Raw genomic sequence first — 17,047 nt, forward strand, 5'->3', positions numbered from 1 at the left:
AGGGCGGCGTTCCAGCGGGGGTTCAGATGGGCGGCGAAAGCCGGACACAAAGGCGCGTTCGGGCACGGAACGCCGCTTTCGGCGGGACCGCGGTCGACCGGCTGGTCGAGGTGGTCGCCCAGGCCACCCAGATTCCGATCGTGATCGCCTATCTGGTCACCGGCACCACACACGTCGTTCTCAGCCGGGTCGGCACCGACGCGCTCACGCCCGGCGACGAGACGCCGCTGGAGGGCTCACTGGCCGCCGATGTCGTCGCGACAGGTGTGCCGCTGATCGTCGAGGACGTCCGCACCGATCCCCGCCACGCCGCGAAGGCTCCCCTTCTCGACTACGGCGTCAACGCCTACTGCGGTTTTCCCGTACGGGACCCGGACGGGAAAGTGATCGCGGTCCTGGCCGTCGCCGCCCGTCAACCCCGGAATTGGGCCACCCGGCATCTGCGCAGCCTGGACGCGGCCACCCAACTCTTCGGCGATCTGCTGTCCGGTCCCGCCGCGACGGTGGCGGAGGCGCCGGCCGTCCGCAGCCCGAGCCGCACCGAGCGGGCCGATTCGATGTTCATGAGCCTGATCGACGCCGCGCCGGACGCGTTCGTCGGCGTCACCGCCGACGGAACGATCACCTTGATCAACGCACACGCCGAACATCTTTTCGGCTACCGGCGCGAGGAACTGCTCGGTCAGCCGATCGAACTTCTCGTCCCGGAGCGGTTCCGCGACCCGCACCCGGCCCACCGCGAACGCTACTTCGCCCACCCGAAACGCCGCCCGATGGGCGCCGGGCTCGCCCTGACCGCACGGCGCAAGGACGGCACCGAATTCCCCGCCGAGATCAGCCTCTCCGCCCTGGAGACGGATCAGGGTGTGATCGTCTCCGCGGCCATCCGGGATGTCACCGACCGGCTCATCGCACAGGGCGAACGGGAACGCCTCATCGCCCAGGCCGAGCGCGACGCCGCCGAACGCCGGGCCCAGCACGCCCGCCGGCTGGAAAGCCTCGGCGAGCTGGCCGGAGGGGTGGCCCACGACTTCAACAACATCCTCGCCGTCATCAGCAACTACTCCGAGCTGATTCAGGACAGCCTCGCCGCCGACGAAGTGACGCGGGCCGACATCACGGCCGCCCGCGACGACCTCGGCCAGATCAGCCGGGCCGCGGAACGCGCCGCACGCCTCACCAAGCAACTTCTGGCCTTCGGCCGGCGGGACATCACCCAGGCCGAGGTGCTCGACCTCAACCACATCATCGGTGAGGTCGAGCAGATGCTGCGCCGCAGCCTCGGCGAGCACATCCAGCTGAGCACCCAGCTCCAACCCTCGCTGCGGCCGGTCTTCGCCGACGCCAGTCAGCTCGAACAGGTACTGGTCAACCTCGCCGTCAACGCCCGCGACGCGATGCCCGGGGGCGGCACGCTGACCATCGACACCAGCAACGCCGAGCTCGACGGCGACGACGCGGTCACCACCCGGCTCGCCGAGGGCAGCTACGTCCGCCTGCGGGTCTCCGACACCGGCACCGGCATGACGGCCGAGGTCATGGAGCACGCCTTCGAGCCGTTCTACACGACCAAACCCCGGGGTTCCGGTACGGGGCTGGGGCTGGCCACGATCTACGGCATCGTCACCTCGACCGGCGGCGACGTCAGCCTCTACTCCGAAGCCGGCATCGGCACGACAGTCACCATCCTGCTGCCCACCGCCGAGAGCACCGCCGACGGCACGGCCGCGGTCCCCGCCGCCCCGGCCCCCGCCGGCCCAAGCCGGGGCGGGACGATCCTGCTCGTCGAGGACGAGGATGCCCTCCGGCAGGTGGCACACCGCATCCTGACCCGGGCCGGCTACACCGTCCTGCCGGCGGCCGGCGGCGAACAGGCCATCCACATCGCCCAGACGCACCCCGCAACGATCGATCTGCTGCTGTCCGACGTCATCATGCCGAAGATGCTCGGCAACGAGGTGGCCGAGCGCGTCGGGAACATCCGCCCCGGCATGCCCGTGCTGTTCATGTCGGGATACGCCCAGCCGATGCTCGCCGAGAACGGGACCCTGCCCGACGGCGTTCTCATCATCGAGAAACCGTTCACCGGGCACGAACTCCTCGATCGTGTCCAGGCCGTCATGCGCCACCCACCATCAGGCCGGTAGGCGCCGTCAGCGCCGGATCGGCTTCTCGTGGGCCCGGCGCAGGGCGGACGGGGTCGAGCCGGTGGTGGTGCGGAAGGCCTTGCCGAACGCGGAGGCCGACCGGTAGCCGACGGCGGCGGCGATGTCGTCGAGGGTGCGGTCGGTGCCGGTCAGCAGGTCGGCGGCGATCGTCATGCGGGTCCGGGTCACGAAGTCGGCGACACCCAGGCCGGTCGCCGCCGAGAAGTGCCGCACCAGGGTGGCCCGCGACACGCCGGCCACCCTGGCCAGCCCGTCGATCGTCCACGGGCGCCGCGGGTCGCTCACCACCGCGTCGACCACCCGGCGCAGGCCCGGGTCGGTGACGGCGGTCCACGGCGGAAGGTCGCCGCCGGCGCGGCGCAGCACCAGGGCGAGCAGCGCCTCGCAGAGGGACGCGATCATCGCACCGGCGCCCGGGCCGTCGCCGTCCGCCTCGTCGCGGATCAGCCGGCCCAGCGGCTCCAGCGGCGAGCCGGAGCCCAGTCCCAGGGAAGCGTGCACCACGTCGGGCAGGCCGGCGAACAGCAGCTGGCCCGGCCCCGGCTCGTACCTGAAGTGGCCACAGAACAGGTCGATGTCGGGCGGGCCCGGGCCGCGCAGCGTGTCGACCGGCCCGTCGCGGTGCAGCTCGGCCGGCACGGGCGGCTCGGCGGCCACGGCCCGCACCCGGTGGCGGGAGCCTCGCGGCAGGACGAGCACGTCGCCGGCGCGCAGGTCGACCGTGCGGCCCTCGATCTCCACCGTGCAGCGACCCGCCAGCAGCAGGTGGAAGGGCACGTCGCCGGCCGGGTTGTCGAGCACGTGCGCGCCCGCGAGCTGGCAGCGCACATCGACGGCGCACTCGAGGCGTGCCATGCGGAGGAGTTTGCTGATCGCATCCATGAGCCGATTGCGATAATACTTGAGCCGATCACGTCTTGCCGGATCAGGGGCGCCGACCGAAGCTGGTCACATGGAAACTGTGCACGCGGACCTCCTGGTGATCGGCTTCGGCAAGGGCGGCAAGACGCTCGCGGCGGCGATGGGCCGGCAGGGCCGCCGGGTCGTCATGGTCGAACAGTCCGACCAGATGTACGGAGGCACCTGCATCAACATCGGGTGCGTGCCGACCAAGGCGCTCATCCACCGCGCGTCGGCCCGGCCGCGGGACGCGGATCCGCGCGCCTGGTACGAGGAGTCGGTGGCGTGGACGGCCTCGCTGACCACGCTGCTGCGCGGCAAGAACTTCGCCATGCTCGACTCGCTCGACTCGGTCACCGTGATCACCGGCACCGCGGCGTTCCTCGACGAGAAGCGGGTCGCGGTCACCGCCGGCGCCGACCGGCTGGAGATCACCGCCGACACGATCGTCGTCAACACGGGCGCGGAACCGGTCGTCCCCGACGTGCCCGGCCTGCGCGACAGCAAGCACCTGGTCACCGGCACCGAGCTCATCGCCGGCCCCGATCTGCCCCGCCGGACGGCCGTCATCGGCGGCGGCTACCAGGGCATCGAGTTCGCCGCGATGCTCGCCCGTTACGGCGCCGAGGTCACCGTCCTGGAGAAGGGCGAGCGGATCCTGCCCCGCGAGGACGCGGACGTCGCCGCGGCCGCCGAGGAGATCCTGCGCGCCGAGGGCGTGCGCTTCGTGACGGGCGCCCGGGTCATCGAGGTCACCGACGACGAGGACAAGGCTTTCGTGCGGTACGAGGTGGACGGTGTGACCGCCACGGCCGAGGCCGACGCGGTTCTCGCGGCGGCCGGCCGCCGGCCCCGTACCGGCGAATTGAACCTCGCCGCGGCCGGCGTGCGCACCACCGCGACCGGCGCCATCGAGGTCGACGAGCACCTGCGCACCAGCCGACCGCACATTTTCGCGATCGGGGACGTCAACGGCGGCCCGCAGTTCACCTACATCTCGCTGGACGACTACCGGATCGTCGCCGACCAGCTCACCGGCGCCGGGAAGCGCTCGACGGCCGACCGCGCCGCCGTCCCGTACGTCCTCTTCATGACCCCGCCGCTGGCCCGTGTCGGCCTGACCGAGGACGAGGCCCGGGCGGCGGGCCGGCCGGTGCGGGTGGCCGCCAAGCCGATCGCGGCCATCGCGGCCATGCCCCGAGCCCGGATCGTCGGCGACACCCGCGGCCTGATGAAGTTCGTCATCGACGCCGAGACCGACGCCGTCCTGGGCGCCGCCCTGCTCAGCGTCGACTCCCAGGAGCTGATCAACACCGTGGCCCTGGCCATCCGCGCCGGCGTCACCGCGACCGAGCTGCGCGACGCGATCTGGACCCACCCCAGCTCCACCGAGGCCTTCAACGAGGTGCTGGCGACGATCGTGCGCTGACCTCAGAGGTAGGTGCGCTTGGCGACCGCCTGGCCGGCCTTGGCCGCGGCGGTGTAGAAGGCGCGCAGATTCTCCAGGTGCTGCCGGACGCCGGCCAGGAACTCGTCGGACAGGACACCGCCGACGCGCTCGGACAGTTGCGGGCGCCGCTGTTCGAGCAGCGCGTCCGGGTCGATGTCGCCCAGGTACGCGGCGGCGACGGCGGTCTTCTCCACATCGAGCAGGATGATCATGTCACGGTCGGCCGGCCCGGCCTGCCCCAGCGGGTCGCCGCCCAGCACCACCAGGTCGGCCAGGGTGCCGGAGGTGTGCCGGTCACCGGTGAGGGCGAGGTCGACGAAGGCCCAGTCCCGGCCGAGGCTGCACAGCAGACCGGCGGCGGCCTCGGCCGCGAACACGTCGTCGTCCATCGTCGCGCCGAACCCGGACTCCAGGTGCTCGAGCCCACGGGCGACGTCCTCGGGCGACACCCGCCTCATCAGCACAGCAATGGCCACGTGGTCTCCTCCCGAAGTGAACGCCGCCGCAACGCTAGGGGCACGCACCGCGGTAATCAACGGTGAGCAATATCAATCGCCCGGAGGAGATTTTCGAGTAACGGAAACGGCGGCCGGAGCGCTTTTACTTGTCCTTCCCCGGGTGAGACGGTTTCGTCTTCGCTGTTGCGCTCGGTGACGGCTCGGGCACGCCGGCGCAGTAGTCCGTCACGTTCTCCTTACCGCCGGCCGCGGCGATCAGGTCCCGCCGGTCCCGCCCGTTCATCGGGTGCCCGCCCGCGGCGTCGACCTTCCAGGCCGTACACCAGGCAACCCGGTCCGCCGCCGCAACCGAAGGCGAAGGGGAAGCGGCGACCGAAGGCGAAGGGGAAGGGGAAGGGGAAGGGGAAGGGGAAGGGGAAGCCGCGGGCGAAGAGGAAACGGAGGCCGGGGGCGACGGGGAAACAGACGCGGCCGGCGAAGGGGACTCGGAGGCCGCCGGAGAAGGGGAAACAGACGCCGTCGGCCGGGGGCCGGAAGCCACGGGAACCGGGGTGGGGGCCTCGACGGGAGGCACGCCCCACCCCGAGAACAGTCGATGCGCCTGCCGCTGCACGCCACCCGGCAGGTTGCCGGTGCGCGCCGCCACCGCCGCGCCCCCGGCGCCGAGCACCAGCACCGCCGCCGCGACGCCGACGATGACGGCTCGCGGCCGGGCCGCGCGCCTGCGGCCGGCCATGGCCCGACGGCGTTCGACGGCCAGGGCGGCCGCCACCCCCCGCTCACCGCGCGTCTCGGCCGTGGTGGCCGGGGCCCGGACGGCGTCGAGCAGATGATCCAGCCCCGGATCGCCGGACCGGCCGCCCGCGGCCACCCGGTCCGCCTCGTCGGATCCGCGCATCGGCGTCACACCTCCTCGGCGGCGCTGGGCCGCAGGGTCCCGGCCGCACGGTCGCGGACTGACGAGTCGGCGGCGCCGGGCCGCTCGGTTCCGGCCGCACGGTCGCGGACCTGGGGGTCGTCGGCCAGCCGGCGTAGCCCGCGCATGGTCGCGATCCGCACCGCGCCGCGGCGTTTGCCCAGCACCCGGGCGGTACCGGCGACGTCGAGACCGGCCACCACGCGCAGCATCACGGCTTCGGCCTGATCGCCCGGGAGCGCCGCGATCCGCTCGAGGGCCCAGTCGATCTCCACGCCCTCGATCATCTCGGTGGCGGCGTCCCGCGACTGCGACCCGTCGTCGACCGCCGCGGCCGGTTCCTCGCGGCGGCGGCCGGCCCGGCGCCGCTCGTCGATGCCGCGGTGCCGGGCGATGCGGAACAGCCAGGCCCGGAACGCGTCCGGCCCGCCGGAGAACCGGTCGAGGTCACGGGCCGCCTGCAGCCAGGTCTCCGACGCCGCGTCCTCGGCCGCGTCGCCGGCCACCACCCGCAGGTAGCGCAGGACGGCGGGGTTCAGCGCACGCCACAGCACGGCGAAGCCTCGCTCGTCACCGGCCCGCGCCGCGATCAGCGCGCCGGCCAACTCCTCGTCCGTCGGCACCGTCGATCCCCTCGCAGAACAGGGGAGCAGGCTACCGCCAGGACCACAGCCAGGCCGAATCTGTCCCCGGACGGATTCGGCCTTCCATCCGTTTCCCTTACCCGTCAAGACGAGAAGCTGGCAGTCGACCTCGTCATGCCGGATTTAGGCTCTCAACCCAATGTGACGACCAATTCACTCGCCGTGACATCATATTTGTCAGACCGAAGGCTCCCCGGCCGATGGCACCGGGCGTGGATGCTTTGCGTAGGCGGCCGTTGTGGCAGTGGTGGCTGATGTGCGGTGCCGTGGCCGGCGCGGTCTATCTGATGATGCCTTCGGACGATCCGTGGGCGTGGGGGCTCTACAACGCGTTCGGCTTCGCCTCGGCGGCGGCCGTCCTGGCCGGGGTACGCCGTAACAGGCCCCGCCGGCCCGGGCCCTGGTACTGGTTCGCCGGTGCGCTGGCCCTGTGGGCGGTGGGCGACGTCGTCTACGAACTGCAGTACTTCTCGTGGGGCTGGGAGACTTTTCCAGGGCCGGCCGACGTGCCGTACCTGCTGGCTTATCCGATGTTCGCCGCCGGAGCGTTCCAGCTCATCAAGGGCCGCATCTCCGGTCGCGACCGCGCCGGCCTGCTCGACGCGGCCATCGTCTCCACCAGCCTGTCGCTGCTGTCCTGGTCGTTCCTCATGCGGCCGGTCGCGAACGACGAGTCCCTCGGCCTGCTGCAGCGGCTGGCCTCCCTCGCCTATCCGGCCGGCGACCTCCTGCTGCTGATCATGGTCGTACGGCTGTTGACCACGCCGGGCGCGCGAACCGTCAGCTACCGCCTGGTGATCGCCGGGATCGTCGCCGAGTTGGTGAGCGACGTCGGTTACGCCGTCGTCAGCCTGTTCACGGCCTACAGCGACGGTCTGCTGGACGTCGGCTGGATCGCCATGTACCTGCTGTTCGGCGCCGCGGCACTGCACCCGTCGATGCGCTCCCTGTCCGAGGTGGCGCCCGATCGCGCGGAACGGATCACCGCCGGCCGGCTCACGCTGCTCGCGGTGGCCTCCCTGCTGGCGCCCGCGGTCCTGATCGTGCAGGGGTTCACCGACCCGTCGGCGATCGACTGGCCGGCGATCGCGCTCAGCTCGGTCATCCTGTTCCTGCTCGTGCTGGCCCGGATGGCCGGCCTGATCTCCCGCGTGCAGGATCAGGCGGCCCAGCTGCGGGCGCTGGCCCACAACGACGCGCTCACCGGGGTGCCGAACCGGCGCGCCTGGGACCTGGAGCTCAGCCGGGAGATGGCCAAGGCGGTCCGTTCCGGCGAGCCGGTGGCCGTGGCCCTCATGGACATCGACCACTTCAAACGGTTCAACGACAGCCACGGCCATCCGGCCGGGGATCGCCTGCTCAAGGAGGCGGCGGCGGCCTGGCGCGATCAGCTGCGCGCGGGCGACCTGCTGGCCCGCTACGGCGGTGAGGAGTTCGGCGTACTGCTGGTCGGGCAGTCACTGGAGACGGCGGTCGCCGTCCTCGACCGGATGCGCCAGGTCACCCCGCAGGGGCAGAGCTTCTCGGCCGGTGTCGCGCTCTGGGACGGCCGGGAGATTCCGGAACAGCTCGTCGCCCGCGCCGACGAGGCCCTGTACGAGGCGAAGCACCGGGGCCGCGACCGCGTCCTGGCCGGCGCTCAGCGATGAGCGCGTGTCACAGGCGGCCGTGGCGCCGGGCCGGGCGGCGCCGGGCGCGGCCGGCGGGGTCGCTGGTCAGCAGGGACACGGCATCGCGGGCCGGCTTCGGCAGCGGCTTCTCGACCTCGAAGGCTCACCTGACCGTTTTGCGATGGTTGGGGGAGACTTTGTTCATACCCGCAGCCGTTGATCAAGGCCGTAGGGTGGCGCGGTGAAGTGGACTGGCAGCTCAAAACTCCTGGTAGCGACCGTTGTCGCGCTCCTCGCCGTGGCGGCGGTCGTGTGGGTGCGGCGAGACTCGTCGGCCGCCGAGCACGAGACCGCCTCCGCCGACCCGAACACCCCGTGGACGGCCACCTGGGCGACCGCCATGCAGGACGGCAAGGGAGCCGGCTTCCAGCGCGAGACGCTCCGGCAGGTGGTCCACACGAGCATTGGCGGGGACACCGTCCGGGTCCGGCTCTCCAACGAGTTCGGCCGGGCCCCGCTCACGGTCGGCGCCGTCTACCTGGCCAAGCATCTCGGCACCGGCACGGTGGACCCCGCGACCAACGCGCATGTGACCTTCGGCGGCGCCGACTCGGTGACCGTCAAGGCCGGCGGCACCGCCGTGAGCGACCCGGTGGCGTACCGGCTGCCGGCCGGCGGCGAGCTCGCCGTCAGCGCGTACCTGCCGCAGCCCGTCGCCTCGGCGACCCAGCACGGATCCGCGAACCGCGACAACTACATGGCCTCGGGCAACCAGAGCACGAAGGCCTCGCTGCCCGGCGTGCGCTCGTTCTACAACTACTCCTTCCTGGCCGGCGTCGACGTCCAGAACGGCGGAGCCGAGGGCGCGGTCGTCGCGCTCGGGGCCTCGATCACCGACGGCTACGACTCGACGTGGAACGGGAACCGCAGCTGGCACGACCTGCTCGCCCGGCGGCTGAACGGCGCCGGCCGTACGGTCGGGGTGCTCAACGCCGGCATCAGCGGCAACTCACTTCTGCAGGACGGGGTGGGCCGGAGCGCCCTGAACCGGCTCCAGCGGGACGTGCTCGCCCAGCCCGGCGTCACCTGGGTGATCCTCGCCGACCTGGGGGTCAACGACCTCGGCGGCGCCGACGAGTCGACCGGCGGCCGGCTGGTGGCCGGCCTGCGGCAGCTGATCCAGCGCAGCCACGGCGCGAAGGTCAAGGTCCTGTGCGGAACCCTGCCGCCGTACGCGGGCGCGGAGGGCTGGAGCCGGGCCGGCGAGGCCGGCCGCAAGACCTTCAACACCTTCGTCCGTACGCGGGGAAACGGCTGCGACGGGGTCGTGGACTTCGACGCGGCGGTCCGCGATCGGGCCGACCCGGACCGCTGGAACGCCCGCTACGACCAGGGCGACCACATGCACCCCAACAACGCCGGCATGGAGGCGCTCGCCGGCGCCGTCGACCTCGGCCTCTTCGCCCGGGCCGACGGCTAGGTGTCACTCCTCGTCCGGCTCCGGCGTCCCGGCCGGCCGGCCGGGGCCGCGCATCCGGCCGACCTTCCCCGGCAGGCGGCCGGCGTCGGCCAGGGCCTGGCGCAGCAGGAACTCGATCTGCGCGTTGGTGCTGCGAAGCTCGTCACCGGCCCAGCGCGCCAGCGCGTCGTGCACGGCGGGATCGAGGCGCAGGAGCAGTTTCTTGCGTTCGGTAGCCATGGGCCTACGAGTAGAGCGTTCCCGCGTTGACCACGGGCTGAGCGTCCCGGTCGCCGCACAGGACCACCAGCAGGTTGCTGACCATCGCCGCCTTGCGCTCCTCGTCGAGGTCGACGACGTGATTCTCGGCCAGGCGCAGCAGCGCCGACTCGACCATCCCGACCGCGCCCTCGACGATGCGGGCGCGGGCCGCGACGATGGCGTTCGCCTGCTGCCGGCGCAGCATGGCGTGGGCGATCTCCGGTGAGTACGCGAGACGGGTCAGCCGGGACTCGATGATCTGCACGCCGGCCGCGGCCACGCGCGCGCCGATCTCCTCCGACAGCTTGGCGGTGATCTCGTCGGCGTTGTCGCGCAGGGACATCCGGGTGGTGTCGTGCGAGTCGTACGAGTAACCGTTGGCGATGTGCCGAACGGCCGTCTCGGTCTGGATGGCGACGAACTCGATGAAGTCGTCGACCTCGAAGACGGCGCGGGCCGTGTCCTCGACCTGCCAGACCACGACGGCGGCGATCTCGATGGGGTTGCCGTCGGCGTCGTTGACCTTGAGTACGTCGGTCTCGTGGTTTCGGATGCGGGTGGAGACCCGGCGCCGCACGGTGAGCGGGTTGACCCAGCGCAGCCCGTCGGTGCGTACGGTGCCGGTGTAGCGGCCCAGGAGTTGCAGGACGCGCGCCTCGCCGGGCGCGACCGGGGTCAGCCCGGCCAGGGCCACCACCGCAGCCAGTCCGAACAGGACGGAAGCGCCGACGAGAACGCCGATCAGCGCGTCACTCTTCTGCTGCAAACCGATGATGAAGGCGGCCGCGCTGAGGATGAGCACCGCGACCGACAGGCCGAGAACCGGCCAGCCCGAGGCGCCTCGGGCGATGCGCTCGCGCACCTGCGGGGTGGGCAGATCGAGGTGTTCCGTCATGGGGGCCTCCCTCTCGCGTTCGATGTCACGAGGTTATCAATATGATATCACATTTTCAATCGCCGGTCCGTACGACCCATTGACTTGCGCCACTGGAAGATCGAGGCTCGGGGAATTGGGAACGCTCCCACCTGTCCGTACGAACAGGAGTCCGACGTGTCCTTACGGTCGTATATCGTCGCCGCGGCCACCGCGTGCGCGGTGACCCTGTCCCTGAACCCGGTTCCCGCGAGCGCCGCGCCCATCGCGGACGGCACCCGGTTCTACACCCCGCGCCCCGACCCGGGCGCCGTCCAGCAGATCGCCCAGCTCACCGCGGCCGGTCAGCGCGGCCTGGCCCACCAGATCCGCACCATGGTCGAGACCCCGCAGGCCGTCTGGGTCACCGGCGGCTCCGGCCGCTCGCTGACCGCGTCGGTCCGGGCGGAGGCCCGGCGCGCCGCGGCGAAGAAGACGACGCCGGTCTTCGTCGCCTACAACATCCCCTTCCGGGACTGCTCGCAGTACTCCGCGGGCGGGGCCACCTCGGTGGCCGAGTACCGGGCGTGGATCGACGCCTTCGCCGCCGGGATCGGCGGTCACCGGGCCGCCATCATGCTCGAGCCGGACGGCCTGGGCATCATTCCCTGGTACACCACCATCAACGGCGAGCAGGAGTGGTGCAAGCCGGCCGAGGCGGATCCGGCCACGGCCGCCGCCGACCGGTTCGCGATGCTCAACTACGCGGTCCGCCGCCTCGGTGCCCTGCCGCACACCAGCGTCTATCTCGACGGCACGCACAGCGCCTGGCTCGGCGTCGGCGACATCGCCGACCGGCTGGTCAAGGCCGGTGTCGCCAAGGCCGACGGCTTCTTCCTCAACGTGTCGAACTACGAGACGACCGAGCGCCAGCTGAAGTACGGCAACTGGATCTCGAAGTGCGTCTACTACGGCACGAAGGGCCCGGTCGAGGCGCGCGGCCACTTCGAGCAGTGCGCCAGCCAGTACTACCCGGCCAGCCCCGGCGACTTCAGCACCTGGCCGCTGAGCGACGCCTGGTACGACGCGAACGTCGGCGCCGTCTCCCCGCGCAAGCTGGCCCACTTCGTCGTCGACACCAGCCGCAACGGCCAGGGGCCGTGGACGGCGCCGGCCGGCGTCACCTGGCCCGACCCGCAGGTCTGGTGCAACCCGCCGGACCGCGGCCTGGGGCTGCGCCCGACCACGAGGACCGGCGACCCGCTGGCCGACGCCTTCCTGTGGGTCAAGACCCCCGGCCAGTCCGACGGCCAGTGCGACCGCGGCACCGGCACCGGCCTCGACCCGGCCCGCGGCAACACCGCCGACCCGGCCGCCGGCGCCTGGTTCCCCCAACAGGCGATCGAGCTGGTCCAGCTGGCGAACCCTCCGCTGCGCTGACCGACATCTCCACTAGTGGCCTCACCCGCTTCGGCGGGTGGGGCCACGTCACGTTCGCCACCGTCTGGCTCGCCTACGACGAGGAGCTGCACAGCTCGGTGGCGGTGAAGGTGCTGGCCGAGAACTGGACACACCAGCTCGACGTCCGGGCCCGCTTCACCGAGGAGGCGCGCATCATGCGCCGCGCCGAGTCCGAGCGGGTGGTTCGCGTGCTCGACGTCGGCGAACTGCCCGACGGCCGTCCCTATCTGGTCATGACGTACGCACCGGACGGCACCCTCGCGGAACGGCTGGAGTCCGGCCCACTGCCGGTCGCCGAGGCCGTCCGCGTGTCGGCCGAGCTCGCCCGGGGCGTGACCGTCCTGCACGAGCTCGGCGTCCTGCACCGGGACCTCAAGCCGTCCAACGTGCTCTTCGACGGCGACCGCGTCCTCGTCGCCGACCTCGGCCTGGCCAAAGCTCTGGCGCAGGGCTCCGGCTTCACCATCGTCGCCGGATCGCCCGGCTACATGGCGCCGGAACAGGCCCGGATCGGCGGCGGCCTGGACGAGCGGGCCGACGTCTACTCCCTGGGCGCGCTGGCCTATCACATGCTGACCGGGGAACCACCGGCTTCGCAGCCCGCCGTACGCCCGTCCAAGCTCCGCCCGGGCATACCGGCCGCCGTCGACGCGGTGGTGCTGCGTGCCCTCTCCCCCGCTCCGGGACGGCGCTGGCCGTCGGCCGCGGCGTTCGCCGAGGCGGTGGAGGCCGCCCGTACGGACAAGCCCGCCCGCCGCTCGATCGCGGGCCGGCTGGCCGTCACCGCCGCCCTGTCGGCGGTGACGGTGCTCGCCGGCACGGCCTGGGACGCCGCCCGGAACGACAAGCCGGAGTGGACCCGGGTGGCCGACGCGTCCGGCGCCCTGTCGGTGTGGGTGCCGGGCGCCTGGGCCAAGCAGGTCCGGGACACCGGCTGGGACCCGGGGACGATCCGTCTGCGCGCGGGCCGTGACCCGGGCCTGACCGTCGGACCCGACCTGACCGGCTGGTCGAACCCGGACAACCCGGCGCCCGGCGTGTTCGCCGGTATCAGCCCGGCCCTGCGCGGCGGCCGTCCGGCGCTGCCCGACCACTCGACCTGCGTCCCGCAGCCCGACGCCCATCCACGCCTGGTCACCGGATCCGCTGTCGTGCGGCGCTGGACCGGCTGCGGCAGCGGCGCCATCTCGTTCACCGAAGCGCTCATCACCCCCGCTACCGGCGACGTCGGCCTCTACGTGCAGATCCGCCAGACCGACGACATAGACCACAGCGAGGAGATCCTGCGTGGCGTACGGCTCGGCTAGAACCGTTCCCAGTTGGTGCCTCCGTTGAAGCGGTAGCGGCGCGTCTCCGGCGTGCCGTCGGTCTTGCGGACCGTGGTCACGATGGTGCCGTTCTCCACCCGGTAGGACGTGAAGGTCATCGCTTCGTCCCAGTCGGTCGGGGCGTCGGCCTTGATGGCACCCACGGTCTCCCGCGTTTTCTGGTCGTAGCCGAGCTTGACCGGGACCAGGCTCTGCTGCCGCATGTCGCTGCCGCAGTCGACGAGGATGAGCGAGTCCTCGGTGACCGGGGCGCTCGCCGGCTCCTCGGCGAGATATTCCGCGTAGAACGGGCGCGCGCCCCCGGGCAGCATGGTGCAGTTGTCGGCACCCGAGGAGGCCTTGCCGTTCTTGAAGGTCAGGTCTCCGAGGGTGGGGAACCCTTTGAGGGTCACGTTGTTCCAGTCGGTGGCCCTGATACCGGTGCTCGGCGCGGTCTTCGTCGTCGTCGCAGGCGCGGTCTCCGGCGCGGTCTCCGGCGCGGTCTCCGGCGCGGTCTTCGGCGCGGTCGAGGACCGGGTGGAACTGGCTCGGACAGTCGGAGTGGAGGTGGCCGGACCCGAGGTGGGCGCGACGCTCACCGAAACAGCGGAGACGGGGGCCGGGGCGCCGGCGGGACCCGCGTCTCCCGAGACGTTCTCCGGCCCGGCGTCACAACCGGTCAGGGCGGCGATCTGAAGCGCGGCGACGGTGAGGGGCAGTACACGCATGGCAGGAGTTCCTTCCGGCACAGTGGAGCAACGCTGTCCTGGAGTTCGATGCCGTTTCCGTTCCCGCCATTCGCCGTCGGACGCGATCAATTCTGTCGCCGATCCCACAGCCGCTTCGCGTTTAGGTTCGTACCTCGAAGCCCGCGATGAGGGTGGCGACCAGGAAGCGGTAGCTCTCGGACACGTCGCGGTCCAGCCCGAAGGCGCCGGCCGCCTCGAGGCTGGCGAAGCCGTGCAGGCTGGAGCGCAGGGCGCGGGCGGCGTCGACGGCGCGATCCTCGGGCAGGCCGAATCCGGCGAGGACGTCGAACAGGATCCGGATGGACTCGTCGGACACCTTCCGGTCCTCCTCGTCGCCGGCCTCGGGGGCCCGGAGGGTGGCGGCGTAGCGGCCCGGATGTTCCAGGGCCCACGCCCGGTACGCGTCGGCGAACGCGTGGACCGCGGCCGGGCCGGACTGGCCGACCGCCGCCCGGGCCAGGGCGACGGCGAACTCGGTCTTGGCCCGCATGCCGATGCCGCGGCGCAGGGCGCCCAGCGACTCGACATGTTTGTAGAGCGACGGCGTGCGGACGCCGACCCGCTCGGCCAGCAGGCCCATGGTCAGGTTGTCCAGGCCCACCTCGTCGGCGAGGGCGGCGCCGGCCTCGATGACCGCGGCCGGGGCCAGGCCGGCCCTAGGCACGGGCGTGGGCCTTCAGGAACGTGAGCATGACGGCCACCGTCTCGTCGGGGTACTGGACGTGCGGGTAGTGACCCGCGCCCTCGATCATCTCAAGCCGGGCCCGGCCGGCCGGCATCGCGGCCACGATGGCCTCGCCCTCGGCCCGCGGGTCGGCCCAGTCGGGGTCGAGGGTGCCCTCGACGATCAGGGCGGGGACGCGAACGCCGCCCAGGTGCTCCCCCGCGTCGGCGGGCGAGGTCTGGGTCATCTTCTGCAGGGCCTTCATCCGGCCCGGCTCGCGCAGCATGGCCTCGATCCCCGCCAGCTGGGTGGTCCAGTCGGCCGGCTTCCGCCCCGGGTAGGCCAGGTCGAGGTAGCCCTTCCAGGACGACAGGCTGCCCAGCATGGTGCCGGCCAGCTTGAGCGTGGCCTTGCGGCGCAGGTCGCCCAGCTTGAACGACTGGGCCCGGGTGAAGGGAGCCAGCTCGATGACCGCGCTGATCAGGTCGGGCGTCTGGGCGGCCGCGATGGTGGCGGCGCCGCCGGCGATCGAGTGGCCGACGAGCACGGCCGGTCCACCGAGGTGCCTGATCACCGCGAGCAGGTCACCGGCGATGTGGGTGCGGCTGTACGAGGGCCAGACCGCGCTCGACTCGCCGGCGCCCCGCAGGTCGGCCGTGGCGACCCGGTAGCCGGCGGCGACCAGGCGCGGCGCGACGAACCGGTAGGCGTCGCGGCTGGTGCCGATGCCGGGCACCAGGACGACGAGCGGCCCGTCTCCGGTCACGTCGTACGCGATGGTGCCGCCGTCGACTGTCAGGTATTCGGTCATGACTCACTCCTGGCTAGTGGTGTTAGCTAAAAGCTAACTCGATTAGCCAGGAAGTGCAAGGGGTCAGCGGCGGGCCAGCCTCCGGGCGCCGGAGACCCCGGGCTCGTACGGCACGTTGTAGTGGGCGAAGACGGTCGGCTCCTCGGTGGCGGCCAGCTCGCCGTCCAGCTCGATGCTCGGCGCGTCGGTCACTTGCTTCTTGCCGTAACGGACCCGGACCGCCTTGGGGGTCACGGTCGCACCGGCCAGGGGCACGAAGACCAGACGGTGCCGGCCGATGAACCCGACACGCACGGTCGCGTACGCGGGCTCGTCGTTCAGAGTGTCGACGTAGACCGCCTCGAGCTCGCCGATCTTGGCGCCGTCGGGGTCGATGACGCTCTCGCCGCGCCAGTCGCGCAAATTCTCAGCAGGGAACACGTGTGTGGTTTGCCCTGACCCACCAGCCCGAAACCCCTCAGCGACGCAGCGGAATGGGGTTGTCCGCCGGCAGCACGCTCCACGCCCGCTCGGTCAGTGGCGCCAGCCGACCCACGTCGCCCACGGCCTCGGCGGCCAGGCGATCGGTCACAACCTCGATTTCGGCGTACGCGTCGCGCCCGGCGGCCGTCGCCACGCCCTCCGCGGTGAGCCACCCGCGCGCGGCCAGCCGCTCCGCCGCGGCCCGCCACTCCTCGTCGGTCCACCCCCGCGCCGGCTGGGTGACCGCCCGCAGCCGGCCGCCGTCGAGGCCCACCCGCCAGACCAGCGACTCGCAGCCGTCCACCCCGGCCGTGAGCAGCGCCGCCACATGCCCGTCCCCGCGATGCTCGCGCAGGATCGTCGCCGCGTGCCACAGCCGGGCCACCGGCTCGGCCGGCCACGGCAGATCGGCGTGCGCCGCCGCCAGCACCCGGCCCGGCAGGGCGACCGCCCGGGCCGCCTCCTCGAGCATGTCGGCCGCGTCCACGACCGTGGACTCCGGCAGCCCCTCGAACAGCGCGGTCAGCGCCGCGGCCGCCCCCGCGGTCCGCGCGGCCACCGCGGCCGCCGGCGTGATCCGCGTCCACACGTCCGGCAGCGCCCGCGCCACCATCCGCGGCGCGAACCCGAAGAAGGCCGCCGTCACCGGGCCCGCCCCGACCGGGCCGAGCGCCGCCGCCCGCCCTGCGAAGTACCGCCGCCAGAACCCGGTCAGCCCGGCCGCCTCGAACGCCGCCCCCGCCTGCGGCGTGAAGTAGGTGACGGCGTGCAGGGGCTCGAACAGCGACCAGAACTCGCGCGGCGACGTCATCGCCCGATCATGCCATCCCGGCGATGACGCCTTTGCCCGTCATCGAGGTCTCAGCGAGGAAGC

General features: G+C 72.3%; 17 protein-coding genes. 6 read left to right on the forward strand and 11 right to left on the reverse strand.

The window, feature by feature from the left end:
- Nucleotides 1–26 precede the first annotated feature (26 nt).
- Nucleotides 27–2,147: an ATP-binding protein gene (locus AB0C26_RS36340; protein WP_360257009.1), complete on the forward strand. Its 2,121-nt coding sequence runs from the start codon at nucleotides 27–29 to the stop codon at nucleotides 2,145–2,147.
- A gap of 6 nt (nucleotides 2,148–2,153) precedes the next feature.
- Here the strand turns inward: AB0C26_RS36340 and AB0C26_RS36345 are convergent, their stop codons facing one another.
- Nucleotides 2,154–3,050: an AraC family transcriptional regulator gene (locus AB0C26_RS36345; RefSeq protein WP_360257011.1), complete on the reverse strand. Its 897-nt coding sequence runs from the start codon at nucleotides 3,048–3,050 to the stop codon at nucleotides 2,154–2,156.
- 70 nt (nucleotides 3,051–3,120) lie between these two features.
- On the opposite strand from AB0C26_RS36345, the gene AB0C26_RS36350 reads away from it, so the two are divergent.
- Nucleotides 3,121–4,497 carry an FAD-dependent oxidoreductase gene (locus AB0C26_RS36350; protein ID WP_360257013.1) on the forward strand — a complete coding sequence of 459 codons (1,377 nt, stop codon included), beginning with the start codon at nucleotides 3,121–3,123 and terminating at the stop codon, nucleotides 4,495–4,497.
- A 2-nt stretch (nucleotides 4,498–4,499) separates the two neighbouring features.
- Here AB0C26_RS36350 and AB0C26_RS36355 read toward each other — a convergent pair whose 3' ends face one another.
- The 3 genes from AB0C26_RS36355 to AB0C26_RS36365 form a co-directional block, all read right to left on the reverse strand.
- Nucleotides 4,500–4,994 (reverse strand): DUF1877 family protein, encoded by a 495-nt coding sequence (locus tag AB0C26_RS36355; protein ID WP_360257016.1) that lies wholly within the window; start codon nucleotides 4,992–4,994, stop codon nucleotides 4,500–4,502.
- Nucleotides 4,995–5,118: 124 nt separating this feature from the next.
- Nucleotides 5,119–5,874: a hypothetical protein gene (locus AB0C26_RS36360; protein ID WP_360257018.1), complete on the reverse strand. Its 756-nt coding sequence runs from the start codon at nucleotides 5,872–5,874 to the stop codon at nucleotides 5,119–5,121.
- Between the two features lie 5 nt (nucleotides 5,875–5,879).
- Entirely contained in the window at nucleotides 5,880–6,515 is a 636-nt protein-coding gene (locus AB0C26_RS36365; protein ID WP_360257020.1) for an RNA polymerase sigma factor, read from the reverse strand.
- A gap of 233 nt (nucleotides 6,516–6,748) precedes the next feature.
- Here AB0C26_RS36365 and AB0C26_RS36370 point away from each other — a divergent pair, with 233 nt between their 5' ends.
- Both AB0C26_RS36370 and AB0C26_RS36375 read left to right on the forward strand, forming a co-directional pair.
- Nucleotides 6,749–8,185 (forward strand): GGDEF domain-containing protein, encoded by a 1,437-nt coding sequence (locus tag AB0C26_RS36370; protein WP_360257022.1) that lies wholly within the window; start codon nucleotides 6,749–6,751, stop codon nucleotides 8,183–8,185.
- 202 nt (nucleotides 8,186–8,387) lie between these two features.
- On the forward strand, nucleotides 8,388–9,626 hold the full coding sequence (locus tag AB0C26_RS36375) for an SGNH/GDSL hydrolase family protein (RefSeq protein ID WP_360257025.1): 1,239 nt from the start codon (nucleotides 8,388–8,390) through the stop codon (nucleotides 9,624–9,626).
- Nucleotides 9,627–9,629: 3 nt separating this feature from the next.
- Here the strand turns inward: AB0C26_RS36375 and AB0C26_RS36380 are convergent, their stop codons facing one another.
- Both AB0C26_RS36380 and AB0C26_RS36385 read right to left on the reverse strand, forming a co-directional pair.
- Entirely contained in the window at nucleotides 9,630–9,845 is a 216-nt protein-coding gene (locus AB0C26_RS36380; RefSeq protein WP_360257028.1) for a hypothetical protein, read from the reverse strand.
- Nucleotides 9,846–9,849: 4 nt separating this feature from the next.
- Entirely contained in the window at nucleotides 9,850–10,761 is a 912-nt protein-coding gene (locus AB0C26_RS36385; RefSeq protein WP_360257030.1) for an SPFH domain-containing protein, read from the reverse strand.
- A 156-nt stretch (nucleotides 10,762–10,917) separates the two neighbouring features.
- On the opposite strand from AB0C26_RS36385, the gene AB0C26_RS36390 reads away from it, so the two are divergent.
- Nucleotides 10,918–12,159, forward strand: coding sequence for a glycoside hydrolase family 6 protein (locus AB0C26_RS36390; protein ID WP_360257033.1), 1,242 nt, complete (start codon nucleotides 10,918–10,920; stop codon nucleotides 12,157–12,159).
- 5 nt (nucleotides 12,160–12,164) lie between these two features.
- Nucleotides 12,165–13,487 carry a serine/threonine-protein kinase gene (locus AB0C26_RS36395; protein ID WP_360257144.1) on the forward strand — a complete coding sequence of 441 codons (1,323 nt, stop codon included), beginning with the start codon at nucleotides 12,165–12,167 and terminating at the stop codon, nucleotides 13,485–13,487.
- On the opposite strand, the gene AB0C26_RS36400 is transcribed toward AB0C26_RS36395, so the two are convergent.
- The 5 genes from AB0C26_RS36400 to AB0C26_RS36420 all read right to left on the reverse strand — a co-directional run bounded on the left by AB0C26_RS36400 (nucleotide 13,484) and on the right by AB0C26_RS36420 (nucleotide 16,984).
- Complete coding sequence (locus tag AB0C26_RS36400) at nucleotides 13,484–14,215, reverse strand: hypothetical protein (protein WP_360257035.1); 732 nt, start codon at nucleotides 14,213–14,215, stop codon at nucleotides 13,484–13,486. The genes AB0C26_RS36395 and AB0C26_RS36400 overlap by 4 nt on opposite strands.
- A gap of 121 nt (nucleotides 14,216–14,336) precedes the next feature.
- Nucleotides 14,337–14,900 carry a WHG domain-containing protein gene (locus AB0C26_RS36405; protein ID WP_360257037.1) on the reverse strand — a complete coding sequence of 188 codons (564 nt, stop codon included), beginning with the start codon at nucleotides 14,898–14,900 and terminating at the stop codon, nucleotides 14,337–14,339.
- On the reverse strand, nucleotides 14,893–15,711 hold the full coding sequence (locus AB0C26_RS36410) for an alpha/beta hydrolase (RefSeq protein WP_360257039.1): 819 nt from the start codon (nucleotides 15,709–15,711) through the stop codon (nucleotides 14,893–14,895). The genes AB0C26_RS36405 and AB0C26_RS36410 overlap by 8 nt, the downstream gene beginning before the upstream one ends.
- Before the next feature lie 63 nt (nucleotides 15,712–15,774).
- The gene (locus AB0C26_RS36415; protein WP_360257041.1) at nucleotides 15,775–16,131 is read right to left on the reverse strand and encodes a PRC-barrel domain-containing protein; all 357 of its coding nucleotides are present in this window, start codon (nucleotides 16,129–16,131) and stop codon (nucleotides 15,775–15,777) included.
- A 37-nt stretch (nucleotides 16,132–16,168) separates the two neighbouring features.
- Entirely contained in the window at nucleotides 16,169–16,984 is an 816-nt protein-coding gene (locus AB0C26_RS36420) for a hypothetical protein (protein ID WP_360257043.1), read from the reverse strand.
- Nucleotides 16,985–17,047 lie beyond the last annotated feature (63 nt).

The sequence above is a fragment of the Actinoplanes sp. NPDC048796 genome (assembly GCF_040650035.1).
In the GTDB taxonomy this organism is placed as follows: Bacteria; Actinomycetota; Actinomycetes; order Mycobacteriales; family Micromonosporaceae; genus Actinoplanes.

Excerpts from the sequence above, each read along its gene's own strand:
- AB0C26_RS36340 (WP_360257009.1), top strand. The coding sequence starts at position 27 with ATGGGCGGCGAAAGCCGGACACAAAGGCGCGTTCGGGCACGGAACGCC.
- AB0C26_RS36345 (WP_360257011.1), bottom strand. The coding sequence starts at position 3,050 with ATGGATGCGATCAGCAAACTCCTCCGCATGGCACGCCTCGAGTGCGCC.
- AB0C26_RS36350 (WP_360257013.1), top strand. The coding sequence starts at position 3,121 with ATGGAAACTGTGCACGCGGACCTCCTGGTGATCGGCTTCGGCAAGGGC.
- AB0C26_RS36360 (WP_360257018.1), bottom strand. The coding sequence starts at position 5,874 with ATGCGCGGATCCGACGAGGCGGACCGGGTGGCCGCGGGCGGCCGGTCC.
- AB0C26_RS36380 (WP_360257028.1), bottom strand. The coding sequence starts at position 9,845 with ATGGCTACCGAACGCAAGAAACTGCTCCTGCGCCTCGATCCCGCCGTG.
- AB0C26_RS36385 (WP_360257030.1), bottom strand. The coding sequence starts at position 10,761 with ATGACGGAACACCTCGATCTGCCCACCCCGCAGGTGCGCGAGCGCATC.
- AB0C26_RS36400 (WP_360257035.1), bottom strand. The coding sequence starts at position 14,215 with ATGCGTGTACTGCCCCTCACCGTCGCCGCGCTTCAGATCGCCGCCCTG.
- AB0C26_RS36410 (WP_360257039.1), bottom strand. The coding sequence starts at position 15,711 with ATGACCGAATACCTGACAGTCGACGGCGGCACCATCGCGTACGACGTG.
- AB0C26_RS36420 (WP_360257043.1), bottom strand. The coding sequence starts at position 16,984 with ATGACGTCGCCGCGCGAGTTCTGGTCGCTGTTCGAGCCCCTGCACGCC.